This window comes from Actinosynnema sp. NPDC091369 (assembly GCF_044757065.1).
Classification (GTDB): Bacteria; Actinomycetota; Actinomycetes; order Mycobacteriales; family Pseudonocardiaceae; genus Actinosynnema.
In genome coordinates this window covers 138,602-155,079 of record NZ_JBIVUG010000001.1, presented here as the reverse complement: position 1 = coordinate 155,079, position 16,478 = coordinate 138,602, and the positions used below count along the sequence as shown (strand labels likewise).

Below are 16,478 nucleotides of genomic sequence, written 5' to 3'. Positions count from 1 at the left end.
AAGTCGTTGCGGCGCGGCGATCCTGGCCCTGATCTGCGCGTTGGTGAAGATCGCCAACCGGCCGCCGGGCGGTCGGAAAGATCGGTTCGGTTTCGCTGCCGAGTCCGCATAGGGGAGAATGGGCGGAGTATCCGGCCCTGGTCGGACGGGGAAGATGTTGACGGAGGGAGCACGCGATGGCGGCCATGAAGCCCCGGACCGGCGACGGTCCCCTCGAGGTGACCAAGGAGGGGCGTGGCATCGTGATGCGCGTTCCGCTCGAGGGTGGTGGGCGCCTCGTCGTCGAGATGTCGGCGGATGAGGCCAACGCCCTGGGCGACGCCCTCAAGGCAGCCGCCGGCTGACCAGCCGGAGCTAGAGAAAGCGTCGAGGCCCCGGTTTCCACAGTGGAACCGGGGCATCGCTACGTCGTGCCGACCCGCGTGCCGGTACCGTCGCGCTGAGTGCCCACCAGCGGCCCCACCTGCGGCTTTCCGTCGCGGCCGCACCCGACACACCGCCTGCCCGTCCCCTCGGAGGTCCCCCCGTGCGAGCGCCCCTGCCCACCCCGCTGGTCACCGTCGAGGTGGCCGACACCCTCCGGCGAGGTGTGCCCGCGGTGCTCGTCGCGTTCCCCGGCGACCCGGTGCGGCTGGGACCCGGCGCGGACGACGTGGCCGACCTCACCGACGTGAGCGGCAAGGCCGGCGCCACGTCCAGGCAGGGGCGGTCGTGGGTCGTCGGCGTGGGCGACGGCGGGCCGGGTGACTGGCGGCGGGCCGGCGCGTCGCTGGTGCGGGCGCTGCACGCGGACGCCGAGAAGGCGGGCGGGACCACGTTCGACGTGCGGCTGCCCGGTGACGTGACGGCGGAGGCGGTGGCGGCGTTCACGCTGGGCGCGGCGGTCGGCGGCTACCGGTTCAAGGTGACCGGCGAGGAGCCCCCGCCGCGGGTGAAGTCGTTGCGCCTGGTCACCGACGTCCCGGGGGCGGCCGACGTGGTGCGCAGGGCGAACGCGCTGGCCGCGGCGACGTCGCTGGGCCGTGACCTGGCGAACACGCCGTCAAATGTGAAGGATCCGTCCTGGCTGGCCGCGGCGGCGGTGAAGGCGGCGCGGGCCGTGCCCGGCCTGCGGGTCGACGTGCGGGACGAGAAGTGGCTGGCCGAGCAGGCGTTCGGCGGGGTGCTGGCGGTCGGCGGCGGTTCCGCCCGGCCGCCCCGGTTCATCGAGCTGACCTGGCCGGGCACCGGCGCCGACCAGCCGCACCTGGTGCTGGTCGGCAAGGGCATCACGTTCGACACGGGCGGGATCTCGATCAAGCCGGCCGAGGGCATGCACCTGATGCGCACGGACATGTCCGGCGGCGCGGCGGTCATCGCGGCGCTGATCGGCATCGCGAGGCAGAGCCTGCCCGTCCGGGTGACCGGCCTGGTGCCCGCCGCGGAGAACCACGTGTCCGGCTCGGCCTACCGGCCGGGTGACGTGATCACCCACCACGGGGGCACGACGACCGAGGTGACGAACACGGACGCGGAAGGTCGCCTGGTCCTCGCCGACGCGCTGGCCTACGCGGTGCGCAACCTGAAGCCGGACTACCTGGTCGACGTCGCCACCCTGACCGGTGCGATGAAGGTCAGCCTGGGCCTGCGCACCGGGGGCCTGTTCGCCACCGACGACGACCTGGCCACCCGCATCACGGCGGCCGGCGCGCGCGTGGGCGAGTCCTGGTGGCGCATGCCACTGCTGGAGGACTCGGTCGCGGACGTCCGGAGCGACATCGCCGACCTGCGCCAGTGCCCCCCGGGCCCGGGCGGCATCACCGCGGCGCTGTTCCTCAAGGAGTTCACCGGCGACGTGCCGTGGGCCCACCTGGACATCGCCGGCCCGGCCCGCGCCGACAAGGTCTACGACGAAGTGGTGCCGGGCGCCACCGGCTTCGCCGCCCGGACCTTGATCGAACTGGCCGACTCCTACAGCTCCCCGAACACGATCGGGTGAACATGCCCTGAGAATGTACGGAAACACCGTTACCGCACCTCGGTTGAATCGAGGAACCGCAACCCCCCCAACCCGCCTACCGACCCCAACAACCCCCACCGCCCACCTCCTGACGACCTCCGGCCCCAACACAGCGGTCCACTGACCCCGGCCGGCACCGCCCACCCGGACCGGCAGCGCCGACCTGACCCGGGCCGACCCGGCCGGAGCGGCACCACCGGCCTGGGCCGCACCACGGCCCGGATTGCGCGCCCTGACCGGCCTGTCGGTCCTGACCGGGTGGTGCGGCGATCGCCCTGGTGGTCGGCCCGCCTTGGTGGCCGGCGTGCTCCGGTGATCGGCTCGGGCTGGTGGTCGGCTCGCTCCGGTGGTCGGCTTGCCCCAGTGGCTCCGTCGAGCGCCTGTGCCGGGCCCTGGGGTCATCCCGGCCGGCGTGGGGTCACGAGGTGAGGGCGTGGTCGCGGAAGGCGCGGACGGCGGGTGGGAGTGGGGTGTCGGTCGGCCAGACGAGGGCGATTTCGCGTGCCGCGCGGGGCGTGAGGGGTATTTCCGGCAGGCCGGATGGTGAGTCGGCGTGGGGCAGCAGGGCGACGCCCAGGCCGGCCGCGACCAGGCCCCGGACGGTTTCGGTTTCCTGGCCCTCGAAGGTCAGGGTCGGGGTGAAGCCGGCGGCGGCGCAGAGGGCGTCGGTGATCTGGCGCAGGCCGTAGCCCGGTTCCAGGCCGACGAAGTCCTCGCCCGCCAGCTCGGCGACCCGCACCGCCGTCCGGCCGGCCAGGTGGTGGCCCGGCGGCACGACGAGGATCAGCTCCTCCTCGCGGACCACGGCGTGGGTGAACGCGGGATCGGTCGGTGGCGGGGAGACGAGGGCCAGGTCGACCACGCCGTCGGCCAGGCCGGTGAGGATGTCCTGGCGCGAGTTCTGGATCAGCCGGAACCGCACGGACGGGTGGTGTTCGCGGAAGCTGCTGACCAGGGCCGGGACCACCGAGCGGCCCAGGAGGTGCAGGAAGCCCAGGGCGACCTGGCCACGTTCGGGTGACACCTCCTCGGCGGCGGCGCGGTGGCCTGCTTCCAGGACGGCCAGGGCGCGGTCGGCGGCGTCGCAGAGCAGGCGGCCGGCGCGGGTCAGGCGGACGCGGCGGCCCGAGCGGGTGATGACCGGTGCGCCCAGGGACTCGCCCAGCGATGCCAGCCAGCGGCTGGCGGTCGGTTGGGGCACGCCCGCCTGTTCGGCGGCGTGGGTCACGTGCTCGTCGGCCGCCAGCGCGCGCAGCACGGTCAAGCGGGCCACCAACTCATCCATCACCGCATGAATCCTGCCAAACCGGCGCATTGGACGCATGGATTAGCGTCGAAGACGTGCCCAGCCGCCTCACCACCGCCGTCGCCGCCACGGGCCTGGCCACGTTCGCCCTGCTCTACGCCCCGCAGTCGGTCCTGCCCGACATCGCGCACGAGTTCCGCCTCACCCCGGCCGAAGCGTCCCTCGCGATCAGCGCCGCCACCGGCGCGCTCGCCCTCGCCGTCATCCCCCTGGCCGCCCTCGCCGACCGCATCGGACGACGCCGCGTCATCGTCTGGTCCGTCCTCACCGCCGCCGCCCTCGGCCTGCTCCTCCCGCTCACCCCGACCTACGAAACCCTCATCGCGGCCCGCGCCCTGCAAGGCGTCGCCACCGCGGGCGTCCCGGCGACGGCCATGGCGTTCCTCGCCCAGGAAGCCGGCAAGACCCACGTCGGCGCGGCCATCGGAGCCCTGGTCGCGGGCAACAGCGCGGGCGGCATGCTCGGCCGCCTCATCACCGGCTTCACCACCGACGGCACGTCCTGGCGCACGGCCCTGGCCCTCGCGGGCGCGTTCGGCGCGGCCTGCGCGATCACCGCGGCCCTCTTGCTGCCGAAGGGCCACCCCACCGAACGCCGCCGGAGCGCGCTGAAGGACGCCCTCACCGACCGCGTCCTGCTCTGCCAGTACGCGATCGCGATCCTCGCGGTGGCGGCGTTCATCTCCGTGTTCAACGTCATCGGCTTCCGCCTCACCACCGACCTGGGCCTGCCGACCGGCGTCGCCACCCTCGTCTACCTGGCCTACGCGGCGGGCGGTGGCACGTCCGCCGCCGCGGGCCGCCTCGCCGACCGCCACGGCCGAGCCCGCACCGCCCTGGGCGGCCTCGCCCTGGCCGCCACCGGGGCCGCGATCACCCTCCCGGACCACGTCGTCGCGATCGCCGTCGGCCTCACCCTGTTCACCGGCGGCTTCTTCGCCGCCCACGCCGTCGCGAGCGGCTGGGTCGGGGCACGCGCCGCGCCGCACGTGCGCGGCCAGGCGTCGGGCGTCTACCTGTTCGCGTTCTACGTGGGCAGCAGCACGGGCGGCACCGCGGGCAGCGCCGCCTACCAGGCGCACGGCTGGCCGGGCCTGACGCTGCTGATCACCGGGTGGCTGGCGCTGGCGGCCCTCGCCGTCCTCGCCGCGAGCAGGGCTCAGAAGTCCAGCGGCACCTCGACCCCCGCCCCGCCGGTCACCGCGACCGCGCCCAACTGAGGCAACGTCACCGTCCCGGCCGCCACCGACACCGTCACCGCGCGCACGTCCTGCGGCACCTCGAACACCACCGCCGCCGGGAACGTGTCCCCGCCGTAACGCGCGCCGACCTGCCGCGCCGCCTGCCCGCCCGGCACCGTCACCGTGATCAGCCCCGCGGTCTGCCCGGCCCCGAGCACGCTCGGCAGCCCGTGCCCGACCAGCCGCAGCTCCACCAGCGCCATCCCGGGACCGGCCGTGGCCAGCTCGTGCTGCCCGCCCGACGACACCGGTCGCTGCCGCCCCAGCCGCGCCCGCACGACCTCCAGCGACCCGGCCGACGACCCCACCGCCACCGGCGTGGACACCGAGATCGACTCCGGGCCAGGCGACCGCCGCAGCACCGCCGGCGCGTCGCCGAGGACCTGCCCGGACGGCACCTCGACCCGCTGCTGCAGCGACTTCGCCCCCACGGTGTCGAGCACCAGCGACTCCTGCCCGCCCGCGACCGGCACCGTGTAGACGATCAGCGCCGACCCGGTGTCCGGCAGCCGCTCGGCGGGCAGCCGGTGCCGCCTGCCCGGCACGTCCAGCGACAGCTCCGGCGGCTGCGGCAGCCACCCGCGCCACGGCGTCTGCCCGAACGCCGAGTCGACCTCCCCGTGCCGCGTCACCCGCACCCGCAGCACCCGCAGCGCCACCCCGTGCTCGGCCCGCAGGTCGCCCTCCGCCGTCGGCCACACCGACGGCGACGAGTACCCCGTCACGTGCACCTCGAGCTGGTCGTCGCGCACCATCGCGGACGCCGCGTCCAGCACCTGCCCGTCGTCGGGCAGCACGGCCAGGAAGTCGGGCCCCGCCTCGCCGACGCCCTGGTCGGCGGAGGTCTCCCGGCCGTCGGTGCGCACCAGCTTGCCCACCGGCGTGCTGCGGGAGCCCTGCGGCGGGACCTGCGCCGGCTGCACCTCCAGCCGGATGCCGGACGCGCCGCGCTCGACCTGCTTCAACGGCACCGGCACCCAGTCGGTGGTCGCGGCCGTGCCCGGCACCTGCACGGGACCGCACCACAGCCGCGTGTCCACCTCGAACGCCCGGCCGGTGCGCGCGAACCAGCAGCTCACCGGGTCGCGCCCGGTCCGGGCCACGTACCCGAACGACAACGTGTAGCTCAACTCGGCCTCGGCCCGCGCCTGCAGCCCGGCCGCGTCCAGCACCGCCTCTCCCTCGATGGTCAACCTGACCTGCTCCGCGCTGAACGCGGGCGTGGCGCACCCACCGGCCACCAGCGCGAGCAGGAGCACAAGCCACCGCATACCGCCCCCAGTAGTCGCCCCTACTGGTTAAAGGCGGTCGGCGGGCCTCACCGTTGCATCCCGTTCGAGTGGCGCACGTCACATTGCGGGTGACGCTCCGGCGTCACCCGATCACTTCACGCTGCTCAGCGCCGCCTCGTACACGGCCACGGTCTGCTCGGCCACGGTCGCCCACGAGAACTCCTCGACCGCCCGCGCCCGCCCTGCCTCGCCGAACGCCGCCGCCCGCGCCGGGTCGCCGAGCACCTCGTTCACCGCGTCGGCCAGCGCCACCCGGTACGCCTCGACGTCCTTCTCGTCGTAGTGCACCAGCAGCCCGGTCCGCCCGTGGTCCACGACCTCCGGGATGCCGCCCACGTCGGACGCCACCACGGCCGTGCCGCACGCCATGGCCTCCAGGTTCACGATGCCCAGCGGCTCGTACACCGACGGGCACACGAACACCGTCGAGTGGCTCAGGATCTGCCGCACCTCGGCCGGCTGGAGCATCTGCTGGATCCAGAACACCCCCGGCCGCGACGCCGCCAGCTCCGCCACCGCCAGGCGCGTCTCCTCGGCGATCTCCGGCGTGTCCGGCGCGCCCGCGCACAGCACGACCTGCGCGTCCGGCGAGATCCGGTGCGCGGCGGCGACCAGGTGCCCGACGCCCTTCTGCCGGGTGATCCGCCCGACGAACGTCACGATCGGCCGCCCCGGGTCGATGCCGTGCCGGAGCAGCGCGTCGGTCTCGGAGACGGGGTGGTAGGCGGTGGTGTCGATGCCGTTGCGCACCACGTGCACCCGGGCCGGGTCCAGCGCCGGGTAGCAGTCCAGCACGTCGGCCCGCATGCCCTCGCTGACCGCGATCACCGCGTCCGCCGCCTCGTACGCCGTCCGCTCCACCCACGACGACACCCGGTAGCCGCCGCCGAGCTGCTCGGCCTTCCACGGCCGGCGCGGCTCCAGCGAGTGCGCGGTCACCACGTGCGGGATGCCGTGGAGCAGTTTCGCCAGGTGACCGGCCATGTTGGCGTACCAGGTGTGGGAGTGCGCGAGCTGCACGTCACCCAGCGCGGCGGCCATCTCCAGGTCGACCGACAGCGTGGCCAGGGCGGCGTTCGCCCGCTCCAGGCCGTGCGCCGGGTTGTGCGCCCTGGCGTCCGCGCGCGGCCCGCCGAAGGCGTGCACGTCGACGTCCACCAGTTCGCGCAACCTCGGCACGAGGAAACCGACGTGCACCCCAGCTCCGCCGTAGACCTCAGGCGGGTACTCCCGTGTCAGCAGTCCAATTCGCACGGGGCTCACCGTAACCCGGTCGCCGGGGGCAGCCGGGTGAACGAGCGGAGTCTGCGTTACTTCGCCGTTGGTGGGCCGGTGGTCACCCGGTTAGGGTCATTGCTGTGAAAGGGCAACCGCACGTTCTAGGAATTGTCCTCGCCGGTGGCGAAGGCAAACGGTTGTGGCCGTTGACCGCCGACCGGGCAAAGCCGGCGGTGCCCTTCGGCGGTAACTACCGGCTGGTGGACTTCGTCCTGTCCAACCTGGTGAACGCGGGTTTCGTGAAGCTCTGCGTGCTCACCCAGTACAAATCCCATTCCCTGGACCGCCACATCTCGACGACGTGGCGACTGTCCAATGTGCTCGGCCAGTACGTCACGCCGGTGCCCGCGCAGCAGCGGCTCGGGCCGCGCTGGTACACCGGCAGCGCGGACGCCATCTTCCAGTCGTTGAACCTGGTCAACGACGAGAAGCCGGAGCACGTGATCATCTTCGGCGCGGACCACGTCTACCGGATGGACCCCGGTCAGATGGTGGAGCAGCACGTCCGGACGGGCGCGGGCGTCACGGTCGCCGGCATCCGGGTGCCGCGGGCGGAGGCCAAGGCGTTCGGCTGCATCGACTCCGACGCGTCCGGGCTGATCACGCGGTTCCTGGAGAAGCCGTCGGAGCCGCCGCACGTGCCGGACGACCCCGAGGTCACGTTCGCGTCGATGGGCAACTACGTGTTCACCACGGAGGCGCTGATCGACGCCCTGCGGGCGGACGCGGCCAACCCCGACTCCGACCACGACATGGGCGGCGACATCATCCCGATGCTCGTCGACCAGGGGCAGGCCCACGTCTACGACTTCGCCGACAACAAGGTGCCGGGCGAGACCGACCGCGACCGCGGTTACTGGCGCGACGTGGGGACCATCGACGCCTACTACGAGGCGCACATGGACCTGGTGTCGGTGCGGCCGGTGTTCAACCTCTACAACCAGGCGTGGCCGATCCGCACGGCGACCCCGCCGCTGCCGCCCGCGAAGTTCATCGCGGGAGGCAGCGCGGAGGACTCGATGGTGGGGCCGGGGTCGATCATCTCCGGCACCGTCCACGGGTCCGTGATCAGCTCCGACGTGGTCGTGGAGACCGGGTCGGTGGTGCAGGGCAGCGTGCTGCTGCCCGGCGTGCGGATCGGGCGCGGCGCGGTGGTGCGGCGGGCGATCCTGGACAAGAACGTCGTGGTGCCCGACGGCGCGCTGATCGGCGTGGACCCGGCGACGGACCGGCAGCGCTACACCGTGTCGTCGGGCGGGGTGACCGTGCTGGGGAAGGGCGTCACGGCCCACTAGCTGCCCAGCGGGTGCCCGGTGGTGGCGTCGACGTGGTCGGGGACCTCCTCGTGGCGGTCCCCGACGGTCGACGTGCCGCTGGGTTCGATCATCAGGATGCGCGCGCCGTCGGGCGACGACGGCTTGTGACGTGCGCCTCTGGGGACGACGAACACGTCGTTCGGCTTCAGGTGCACGGTGCGGTCCTCCAGGGCGATGTCGAGTTCGCCGTCGAGGACGAGGAAGAACTCGTCGGTGTCGTCGTGGGCGTGCCACAGGTGCTCGCCGCGGACCTTGGCGACCCGGATGTCGTAGTCGTTGACCTCGGTGACGACGCGCGGGCTCCAGAGGGCGTCGAAGCTCGCCAGCGCGTCGGCCAGGTTGATCGGCTCCATGGCGTCGATGCTGCGCGGCGCGACCCGGCGGGCGTGAGTGCTAGGAATCGCACGTGCCGCCAGGATCCTCGCACCGCGTGGTGATGATCGTCGACTCCGGCTCCAACCCGTTCGAGATGGGGGTGGGGACGGAGCTGTTCGGGCTGCGCCGGCCCGAGCTGCGTGGCCGGCCCTGGTACTCGTTCACGCTGAGCGCCCTCGGCCCGGTGCGGATGAACCACGGGTTCTTCACCCTCACGGGTGTCCCCTCCCTGGGGGAGGTCGAGCACGCGGACACGGTGATCGTGTCGAACCGGCCGGACAGCTGGATCCGCCCGCCGGAGCCGCTGCTGGACGCGGTCCGCCGGGCGCACGACCGGGGAGCCAGGCTCGTCAGCTTCTGCACGGGGGCGTTCACGCTGGCGCACGCGGGCCTGCTGGACGGCCGGCGCGCCACCACGCACTGGCAGTGGGCGCGGCTGTTCGGCGAGATGTTCCCGCGGGTGGAGCTGGTCCCGGACGTGCTCTACACGCGGGACGGCCAGTGCTACACGGCGGCCGGGAGCGCGGCGGCGCTGGACCTCGGGCTGCACCTGATCCGGGAGGACCACGGCACGGAGGTGGCCAACGCGGTGTCGCGGCGGCTGGTGTTCGCGGCCCACCGCGACGGCGGTCAGCGCCAGTTCGTCACCCGACCCGTGCCGGAGGTGCCGGACCACTCCCTGGCCGACGTCCTGGCCTGGGCACGGGCTCGGCTGGACCAGCCGTTGACGGTCGCGGCGCTGGCGGCCCGCGCGGCCGTGAGCCAGGCCACCCTGCACCGCCGGTTCCAGGCCGAACTGGGCACCACACCACTCGCCTGGCTGACCGCTGAACGGGTGAACCTGGCTCGGAGCCTCATCGAGCGTGGCGAGTCACGCCTGGACGTCGTGGCCCGCCGCAGCGGCCTGGGCTCGCCGTCCACCCTGCGCGCCCACTTCCACCGCCACACGGGCCTGACCCCGAGCGCCTACCGCGACCGCTTCGGCCCGGGGGTCGTCCACCCGGCGCCACCCGGCCCAGGTTGAGCCTCAGCCGACCTTCGCGGCCACCAGCAGGCCGTCGCCCAGCGGCAGGATCACCGGCACCAGCCGGTCGTCCTCCCGGACCGCCCGCGCCACGTCCCGCATCGCCGTCGTGTCCGGGTCGCGGTGGGCCGGGTCGACCACCCGGCCGTGCCACAGCACGTTGTCGAACGCGATCACGCCACCGGGCCGCAGCAGCCGCACGCCCTCGGCCAGGTACTTCGGGTACTCCGACTTCGCCGCGTCCACGAACACCAGGTCGTACGCGCCGTCGGTCAGCCTGGGCAGCACCTCCAGCGCCCGGCCCATGATCAACCGGGTCCGCGACACCGCGATCCCCGCCTCCGCGAACGCCACCCGCGCCGCCCGCTGGTGCTCCGGCGCGACGTCGATCGAGGTCAGCACCCCGGCCGCGGGCATGCCGCCGAGCAGGTACAACGCGCCCACCCCGGCGCCGGTGCCGATCTCCACCACGGCCTTGGCCTGCAACGCGGCGGCCAGGAACCGCAACGCCGCCCCGCCACCGGAACCGATCGGCACGCACCCCAACTCGGCGCCACGAGCCCTGGCGGCCGCGATCACGGCGTCCTCGGGCAGGTAGCGCTCCACGTACTCGCGCGTCGGCGCATCCACAGCACGAAGGCTAACGCCGCCGGCGGCGGTTCGGGTGAATCCCGACGACAACCCGGATTCTCAGGCTGCTCTCAGCCGCCTCTCACGATGGTTATAAGGGAAGACGTCAGGCTGACCCCAACGCATGACGAGCAGGACCAACGGGAACACGTCAGGGGAGCCGAGCGTTGACCCGTGCAGCAGGGCAGCCAGCCCAGTGGAGGTGCTTAACCGCCCGATGCCAAAGCAGACCGCCGCACTGACGGCCCCCATCGACGACGTGGAGTGGATCCCGCCCACGTGGGACGAAGTCGTGCGCGAACACGCCGACCGGGTCTACCGGCTGGCCTACCGCCTCACCGGCAACCAGCACGACGCCGAGGACCTCACCCAGGAGACGTTCATCCGGGTGTTCCGGTCGCTGGCGTCGTACAAGCCCGGCACGTTCGAGGGCTGGCTGCACCGCATCACCACGAACCTGTTCCTCGACATGGCCCGGCGCCGCTCCCGCGTGCGCATGGAGGCCCTGCCCGAGGAGACCGACCGCATCCCGGGCGACGACCCCACGCCCGAGGAGATCTACGACGACACGCACCTCGACCCGGAGTTGCAGGCGGCCCTGGACGAGTTGCCGCCCGAGTTCCGCGCCGCCGTCGTGCTCTGCGACGTGGAAGGACTCTCCTACGAGGAGATCGGCGCCACCCTCGGCGTCAAACTCGGTACCGTGAGGAGCAGGATCCACCGGGGCCGCCAGGCCCTGAGGGTCGCACTGGAACGCCGTCGGGGTCTGGCTCAGGAGGACTCTGCATGACCGACCTGCGAGGTTGGCAACTGCCCGAGCAGCACCTGCTGCCCGACGCGGTCGTCGCCTTCGTCGACGGCGAGCTGTCCGCCTCGGCGCACACCAGGGCGGCGGCGCACCTCCAGCGCTGCCCGTTCTGCGCGGCCGAGGCGTACTCGCAGCAGCAGGCCCGTTCCGCGGTGCGCGCCGCCGACGCGCCGTGCGCCCCCGCGAGCCTGCTGGCCAGGCTGGGCGCGATCCCGCAGGAAGTGGAGCTGCCCAGCGCGCCGGACGGCCTCGCGGTCACCGAGGACGGCCAGCTCGTCACGGTCCAGCGGCCCGACCGGGTCGCGTTCGGCAGCGGTCCCGTGCTGGGGGCCGGCCGCCCTTTCGGAACCGGCGGCGGTAGCCGCTTCGGTGCCGGCCTCTTCGGGGGCAGGCGCGCGCGCCAAGGCGCCGGCGTCGTCGTCTCCGGTCTCATGCTCGGCGCGCTCGCCCTGGTCGCACCGGGCAGCGAGGACACCACCCCCGCGCCCGCCCAGGGCAACACCCCGCGGCCCGCCCCCGTGGTCGCGCCGTCCCTGGCCGACGACCGCGAGCCCGTCGGCGTGCTGCGCCCGGCGGCGGCCGCGAACACCGGCATGCTCGGCCGCTGACCAGCCCGCTGACGGCAACTTCACCGGTCACCGGGCACGATTGCCCCGCGACGACCATGGTGTGACGACGTGCGGGGAGCGATGAGCGAGCCAGAGCAGGGCAACGGGACCCCCAGGTCGGGCGTGGACGACGGGGCGCACCGCAGGCTCGCACCCCGTCCGCTGCACCGCCCGCCCGTGGACCCCGGCCAGCAGGCCGTGTTCGGCCGGCCGCAGGGGGTGCCCGGCGCGTTCTCGCCCGACCGCCCGAACCTCAACGGCCACGGCTCGGTGCAGCTCGCGCCACCGCCACCGGAAGCGCTGTCCACGGCGTTCGGCCGGCCGCGCGGCGACGAGGGCACCCGCCTGCAACGCCCGCCGGTCGACCTGAACGGCGAGCCCGAGGTGGAGCCCGTCTTCTGGGAGGGCAAGCCCGCGGGCGACTCGTGGCGCGACCCGGGCGCGTCGGCCGTCATCGGCCCGCCCGCCGTCACCGAGCAGCCCGACAGCGGACCCAAGGCCGAACCCGAGCCGGGACCGCAGCTCAGCATCCCCGAACTGCTGTTCGGCCGGCGCGTGAAGCCGACCGCCCTGGTGCTGCTGATGGTGGCGGCGCTGGTGGTCGGCGCGGGCGGCGGCGTGGTCGGCTGGCTGCTGGGCCGCGCCGGCAACCCGCTCACCGACGGCGGCGTCACGCTCGCCGAGGTCAAGCCGGGCAAGGAACGGCCCGTCGGGTCGGTCGCCGAGATCGCCCAGCGGGTCACGCCCAGCGTCGTGTCGATCGAGTTCAAGGGCGCGAGCGTGGCGGGCGTCGGCTCCGGCGTGGTCATCGACGGCGAGGGCTACGTGCTCACCAACGACCACGTGGTCGCCCCGGCGGTGCAGGACACGTCGGCGAAGCTGACCGTGGTGTTCACCGACGGCAAGCGGGCCGTGGCGCAGGTCGTCGGCCGCGACTCCAAGACCGACCTCGCGGTCATCAAGGTCGAGGTGGACAACCCGACCGTGCTCCAGTTCGGCGACTCCGACGAGCTGGCCGTCGGCGACACCGTGCTGGCCATCGGCTCGCCGCTGTCGCTGTCGAACACCGTGACCGAGGGCATCGTCAGCGCCCTGCACCGGCCGGTGACGGCGGCGGGCGAGAACGGCGGCCCGCAGGTCACCTACGACGCGATCCAGACCGACGCGGCCATCAACCCGGGCAACTCCGGTGGTGCGCTGGTCGACTCGTCCGGGGCGCTGGTCGGCATCAACTCGTCGATCCGCACCGAGACCGGCGGCTCGGTCGGCCTCGGGTTCGCGATCACCGGCAACTACGCGCGCAAGGTGTCGCAGGCGCTGATCCGCGACGGGCAGGTCAAGCACGCGGACATGAACGTCAACGTGCGGTCGGCGTCGGCGGAGACGGCGGAGGGCGCGCAGGTGCAGAACGTGCCCGAGGGCGGCGCGGCCGACGCGGCGGGCATCGAGGAGGGCGACGTGATCACCCGCGTCGGCGACCGGATGGTGCGCAACGCCGCGGAGCTGACCGTTGCGGTAAGGGACCATGAAATCGGCGAAACGGTCCCGGTCGTGCTGGCCAGGCAGGGTCGGGAGCTGACCGTGCAGGTGACCCTCCGGTCCGACTGACGGCTACGCTGGCGGTCACGGGCTTGGGTCGCGGAAGGTGGGGCACGCGGGTGTTCGACAGCATCGGGTGGCTTGAGATCCTCGTCATCGTCGTGGCGGGCCTGTTCATCCTGGGACCGGAACGACTGCCCGACGCGGCCGCGTGGGTCGGCAAGACGGTCCGCCGCGTCCGCGAGTACGCGACCGGCGCGCGGGAGCAGCTGAAGCAGGAGATGGGGCCGGAGTTCGAGCAGCTGCGCAAGCCGCTCGAGGACCTGCGCGAGCTGCGCAACTTCGACCCGAAGCGCGCCATCACCAAGCACCTGTGGGACGACGAGCCGACCGAGAAGCCGAACGGCCACCCGGCCGTCCCCCCGGCCCGCGACACCACCACGTCCGAGCGTCCCCTGGCACGCGGCGAACGCCCCCCGTTCGACCCGGACGCCACCTGACCCCCGCCCGGTCCGTTGCGCGGCTCACAGACCTGGCCTGATCCCGCTTCCAGCGGAGTGCACGACGAAGTCCGGTCAGGTGGAGTTCGCGGGGTGGCCGGACTCCGGATGACACCGCAGACGATCGAGGTGCTGCGGGCGCTCTCGGACGACCCCGCGACGCCGCCCTGCGGACTCGACATCGCCCGGCCGGACGGGGTCGAAGACCGGAAGGCCGCACTACCGCCTCACCGGTCTGGGGGTGACCCAGGCCAGTCACGCCGTGGCCCGAAGTGAGGCACCCGCCGGCAACCTGTCGCTGCGCCCGCGGCTCGGGCACTGAGGCGCGGTGGACGAAGTGCCGCGGAAGCGGCAGCGCGACCGCCGGCTCTTCTTCTTCGCGGGTGCCCCGATCGCCACCCTCGCGGCCGTCGGCGCGTTCGCCGCAGCCGGCGCTTCGGCCGCTTCCGGCGCTTCAGGCGATGACCCGGGCACCCTCCTCGCCGTGGCTTCCGCCGCCCTGATCGTCGCACTCCTGCTCGCCGGGGAGGGCATGACGAATCCCATGGGCGGCGTGGATGCTCGACCTGCGCGCTGACGGCACGCCTCGCGCCCGGCGCTGGATCGAGTTGCTCGGCATCGTCCTGTTCGCCGCACCCGGGCTCGCGATCACGCTGCGGACGAGTGCGCGTCGGGCGGTGGACCGCCCGACGCGGACCGCCCGCAACGGCTGGCGCTCCTGGTTGCGACGTGGCGCGATGGCCCACCTCGTCGAGCGATGACCGCGAAGTCTCGCGGCGCGCTCGACGAGCCGCGCGCCGCAGACTGACGGCGCGCCGTCAGCGGCCGGCGGGGGAGACGTTCAGCAGGCGGCCGGCCAGGCCGCGCGAGCGGGTGGACAGCTTGCCCGCCACGGTCGTCAGCACCTGGCCCGCGGTCGACTCGGGGTGCGCCAGCACGATCGGCGTGCCCGCGTCACCCTGCTCGCGCAGGCGCGGGTCCAGCGGCACCTGGCCCAGCAGCGGCACGTCCGCACCCACGGCCTGGGTCAGCGAGTCGGCCACCGCCTGACCGCCGCCCGAGCCGAACACGTCCATCCGCGAGCCGTCCGGCAGCTCCAGCCACGACATGTTCTCGATCACGCCCGCGATCCGCTGCCGCGTCTGCAACGCGATCGACCCGGCCCGCTCCGCCACCTCGGCCGCCGCCTGCTGCGGCGTCGTCACGACCAGGATCTCGGCGTTCGGCACGAGCTGCGCCACCGAGATCGCGATGTCGCCGGTGCCCGGCGGCAGGTCGAGCAGCAGCACGTCCAGGTCGCCCCAGAACACGTCGGCCAGGAACTGCTGCAACGCCCGGTGCAGCATCGGGCCGCGCCACACGACCGGGGTGTTGCCCGACGTGAACATGCCGATCGAGATCAGCTTCACGCCGTGCGACTGCGGCGGCATGATCATCTTCTCGACCTGGGTCGGCCGCGCCTCGGTGCCGAGCATGCGCGGGATCGAGTGGCCGTAGATGTCGGCGTCCACCACGCCGACCGACAGCCCGCGCGCGGCCATCGCCACGGCCAGGTTCACCGTCACCGACGACTTGCCGACACCGCCCTTGCCCGACGCCACGCAGTACACCCGGGTCAACGACCCCGGCTGCGCGAACGGGATCACCGGCTCCTCGACGCCGCCGCGCAGCGCCTTGCGCAGCTCGGTGCGCTGGGAGTCGCTCATCACGTCCAGCTCGACGCGGACGCCGGTCACGCCGTCGAGCGCGGACACGGCGGCGGTGACGTCGGCGGTGATCTTGTCGCGCAGCGGGCAGCCGGAGACGGTCAGGTACACCGCCACGTCCACGACCCCGTCGTCGCCGACCACGACGCCCTTGACCATGCCCAGGTCGGTGATCGGACGCCGGATCTCGGGGTCCTGCACACCGGCCAACGCCTTCTGCACGTCGTCAACGGAAGGAAGAGTCACGGGAACGCCTTCGCCAAAGAGGGTGGGACCGCCATGCTACGGCGGGCCGTGCACCTCCAAGCTACCGGTCGGTCACCCCGGAATCGGGGGCAGCGCGCAGTGGGTTGCGTGCTTTCCGTAACATTGGTATCCGTGCCGGAAACCGGATCTGCCCGGTTGCCCACCCGTGCCGAGCTGGCGGTGTGGCGATCCTTCCTCCGGGCGCACGCGAGGCTCACACGGGTCCTGGAAGCCGAACTGATCGCCGAGCAACGCCTGTCGCTCGCGGCCTACGACGTCCTGGTCCAGCTCGCCGAGGCGCCGCAGTACCGCTTGCGGATGACCGAGCTGGCCGACGCGGTGCTGCTGTCGCGCTCGGGCGTCACCAGGCTCGTCGACCGCCTGGAACGCGCGGGCCTGGTGCTGCGGGAACGCGCCGACGGCGACGGCCGCGGCGTGGTGGCGGTGCTCACCTCGCAGGGCCTGGACCGGCTGCGGGTGGCGTCGGGCACGCACCTCACGGGCGTGGTGCGGCACTTCGCCGAGACGTTCGACCACGGCGAGCTGGAGGCGTTCGGCCGCACGTGCGACCGCCTCGGCGCGGCCGACGAGCGCTGAGCGAGCCCCGGGA

18 protein-coding genes are annotated in these 16,478 nt (G+C 73.4%); 12 read left to right on the top strand and 6 right to left on the bottom strand.

The window, feature by feature from the left end; translation table 11 throughout:
- The first annotated feature begins 176 nt into the window (after positions 1-176).
- The gene (locus tag ACIQMJ_RS00745; RefSeq protein WP_012783412.1) at positions 177-344 is read left to right on the top strand and encodes a DUF3117 domain-containing protein; all 168 of its coding nucleotides are present in this window, start codon (positions 177-179) and stop codon (positions 342-344) included.
- Positions 345-526: 182 nt separating this feature from the next.
- A complete protein-coding gene (locus ACIQMJ_RS00740) occupies positions 527-1,978 on the top strand; it encodes a leucyl aminopeptidase family protein (RefSeq protein WP_499758927.1) in 1,452 nt (483 codons plus the stop codon).
- A 439-nt stretch (positions 1,979-2,417) separates the two neighbouring features.
- On the opposite strand, the gene ACIQMJ_RS00735 is transcribed toward ACIQMJ_RS00740, so the two are convergent.
- Positions 2,418-3,284 (bottom strand): LysR family transcriptional regulator, encoded by an 867-nt coding sequence (locus ACIQMJ_RS00735; RefSeq protein WP_499758926.1) that lies wholly within the window; start codon positions 3,282-3,284, stop codon positions 2,418-2,420.
- Positions 3,285-3,340: 56 nt separating this feature from the next.
- Between ACIQMJ_RS00735 and ACIQMJ_RS00730 the strand changes: the two genes are divergently transcribed.
- Positions 3,341-4,525 carry an MFS transporter gene (locus tag ACIQMJ_RS00730; RefSeq protein WP_499758925.1) on the top strand — a complete coding sequence of 395 codons (1,185 nt, stop codon included), beginning with the start codon at positions 3,341-3,343 and terminating at the stop codon, positions 4,523-4,525.
- On the opposite strand, the gene ACIQMJ_RS00725 is transcribed toward ACIQMJ_RS00730, so the two are convergent.
- Both ACIQMJ_RS00725 and glgA read right to left on the bottom strand, forming a co-directional pair.
- Entirely contained in the window at positions 4,465-5,817 is a 1,353-nt protein-coding gene (locus ACIQMJ_RS00725) for a hypothetical protein (protein ID WP_499758924.1), read from the bottom strand. The two genes, ACIQMJ_RS00730 and ACIQMJ_RS00725, sit on opposite strands and share 61 nt — an antisense overlap.
- A gap of 111 nt (positions 5,818-5,928) precedes the next feature.
- On the bottom strand, positions 5,929-7,092 hold the full coding sequence (gene glgA, locus ACIQMJ_RS00720) for a glycogen synthase (protein WP_499758923.1): 1,164 nt from the start codon (positions 7,090-7,092) through the stop codon (positions 5,929-5,931).
- Between the two features lie 104 nt (positions 7,093-7,196).
- Here glgA and glgC point away from each other — a divergent pair, with 104 nt between their 5' ends.
- Positions 7,197-8,411, top strand: coding sequence for a glucose-1-phosphate adenylyltransferase (glgC, locus tag ACIQMJ_RS00715; protein WP_499758922.1), 1,215 nt, complete (start codon positions 7,197-7,199; stop codon positions 8,409-8,411).
- On the opposite strand, the gene ACIQMJ_RS00710 is transcribed toward glgC, so the two are convergent.
- Positions 8,408-8,785, bottom strand: a complete 378-nt coding sequence (locus ACIQMJ_RS00710; protein ID WP_499758921.1) for a cupin domain-containing protein — start codon at positions 8,783-8,785, stop codon at positions 8,408-8,410. The two genes, glgC and ACIQMJ_RS00710, sit on opposite strands and share 4 nt — an antisense overlap.
- 53 nt (positions 8,786-8,838) lie before the next feature.
- Here ACIQMJ_RS00710 and ACIQMJ_RS00705 point away from each other — a divergent pair, with 53 nt between their 5' ends.
- Positions 8,839-9,831 (top strand): helix-turn-helix domain-containing protein, encoded by a 993-nt coding sequence (locus tag ACIQMJ_RS00705; protein WP_499758920.1) that lies wholly within the window; start codon positions 8,839-8,841, stop codon positions 9,829-9,831.
- Between the two features lie 3 nt (positions 9,832-9,834).
- Here the strand turns inward: ACIQMJ_RS00705 and ACIQMJ_RS00700 are convergent, their stop codons facing one another.
- Positions 9,835-10,461: an O-methyltransferase gene (locus tag ACIQMJ_RS00700; protein WP_499758919.1), complete on the bottom strand. Its 627-nt coding sequence runs from the start codon at positions 10,459-10,461 to the stop codon at positions 9,835-9,837.
- Between the two features lie 217 nt (positions 10,462-10,678).
- On the opposite strand from ACIQMJ_RS00700, the gene sigE reads away from it, so the two are divergent.
- From sigE to ACIQMJ_RS00670, 6 genes are all read left to right on the top strand, one after another.
- A complete protein-coding gene (gene sigE / locus ACIQMJ_RS00695) occupies positions 10,679-11,251 on the top strand; it encodes an RNA polymerase sigma factor SigE (RefSeq protein WP_141979082.1) in 573 nt (190 codons plus the stop codon).
- The gene (locus ACIQMJ_RS00690; protein ID WP_499758918.1) at positions 11,248-11,877 is read left to right on the top strand and encodes an anti-sigma factor family protein; all 630 of its coding nucleotides are present in this window, start codon (positions 11,248-11,250) and stop codon (positions 11,875-11,877) included. The genes sigE and ACIQMJ_RS00690 overlap by 4 nt, the downstream gene beginning before the upstream one ends.
- An 81-nt stretch (positions 11,878-11,958) precedes the next feature.
- Positions 11,959-13,485, top strand: a complete 1,527-nt coding sequence (locus ACIQMJ_RS00685; protein ID WP_499758917.1) for a S1C family serine protease — start codon at positions 11,959-11,961, stop codon at positions 13,483-13,485.
- 50 nt (positions 13,486-13,535) lie between these two features.
- Positions 13,536-13,916, top strand: a complete 381-nt coding sequence (locus ACIQMJ_RS00680; RefSeq protein WP_499758916.1) for a sec-independent translocase — start codon at positions 13,536-13,538, stop codon at positions 13,914-13,916.
- Between the two features lie 328 nt (positions 13,917-14,244).
- Complete coding sequence (locus ACIQMJ_RS00675; protein ID WP_499758915.1) at positions 14,245-14,493, top strand: hypothetical protein; 249 nt, start codon at positions 14,245-14,247, stop codon at positions 14,491-14,493.
- Complete coding sequence (locus ACIQMJ_RS00670) at positions 14,474-14,677, top strand: hypothetical protein (RefSeq protein ID WP_499758914.1); 204 nt, start codon at positions 14,474-14,476, stop codon at positions 14,675-14,677. Before ACIQMJ_RS00675 ends, ACIQMJ_RS00670 begins: the two co-directional genes overlap by 20 nt.
- A gap of 57 nt (positions 14,678-14,734) precedes the next feature.
- Here the strand turns inward: ACIQMJ_RS00670 and ACIQMJ_RS00665 are convergent, their stop codons facing one another.
- Complete coding sequence (locus ACIQMJ_RS00665) at positions 14,735-15,868, bottom strand: Mrp/NBP35 family ATP-binding protein (protein ID WP_499758913.1); 1,134 nt, start codon at positions 15,866-15,868, stop codon at positions 14,735-14,737.
- 132 nt (positions 15,869-16,000) lie between these two features.
- Between ACIQMJ_RS00665 and ACIQMJ_RS00660 the strand changes: the two genes are divergently transcribed.
- A complete protein-coding gene (locus ACIQMJ_RS00660) occupies positions 16,001-16,465 on the top strand; it encodes a MarR family winged helix-turn-helix transcriptional regulator (RefSeq protein ID WP_499758912.1) in 465 nt (154 codons plus the stop codon).
- Positions 16,466-16,478: the final 13 nt, after the last annotated feature.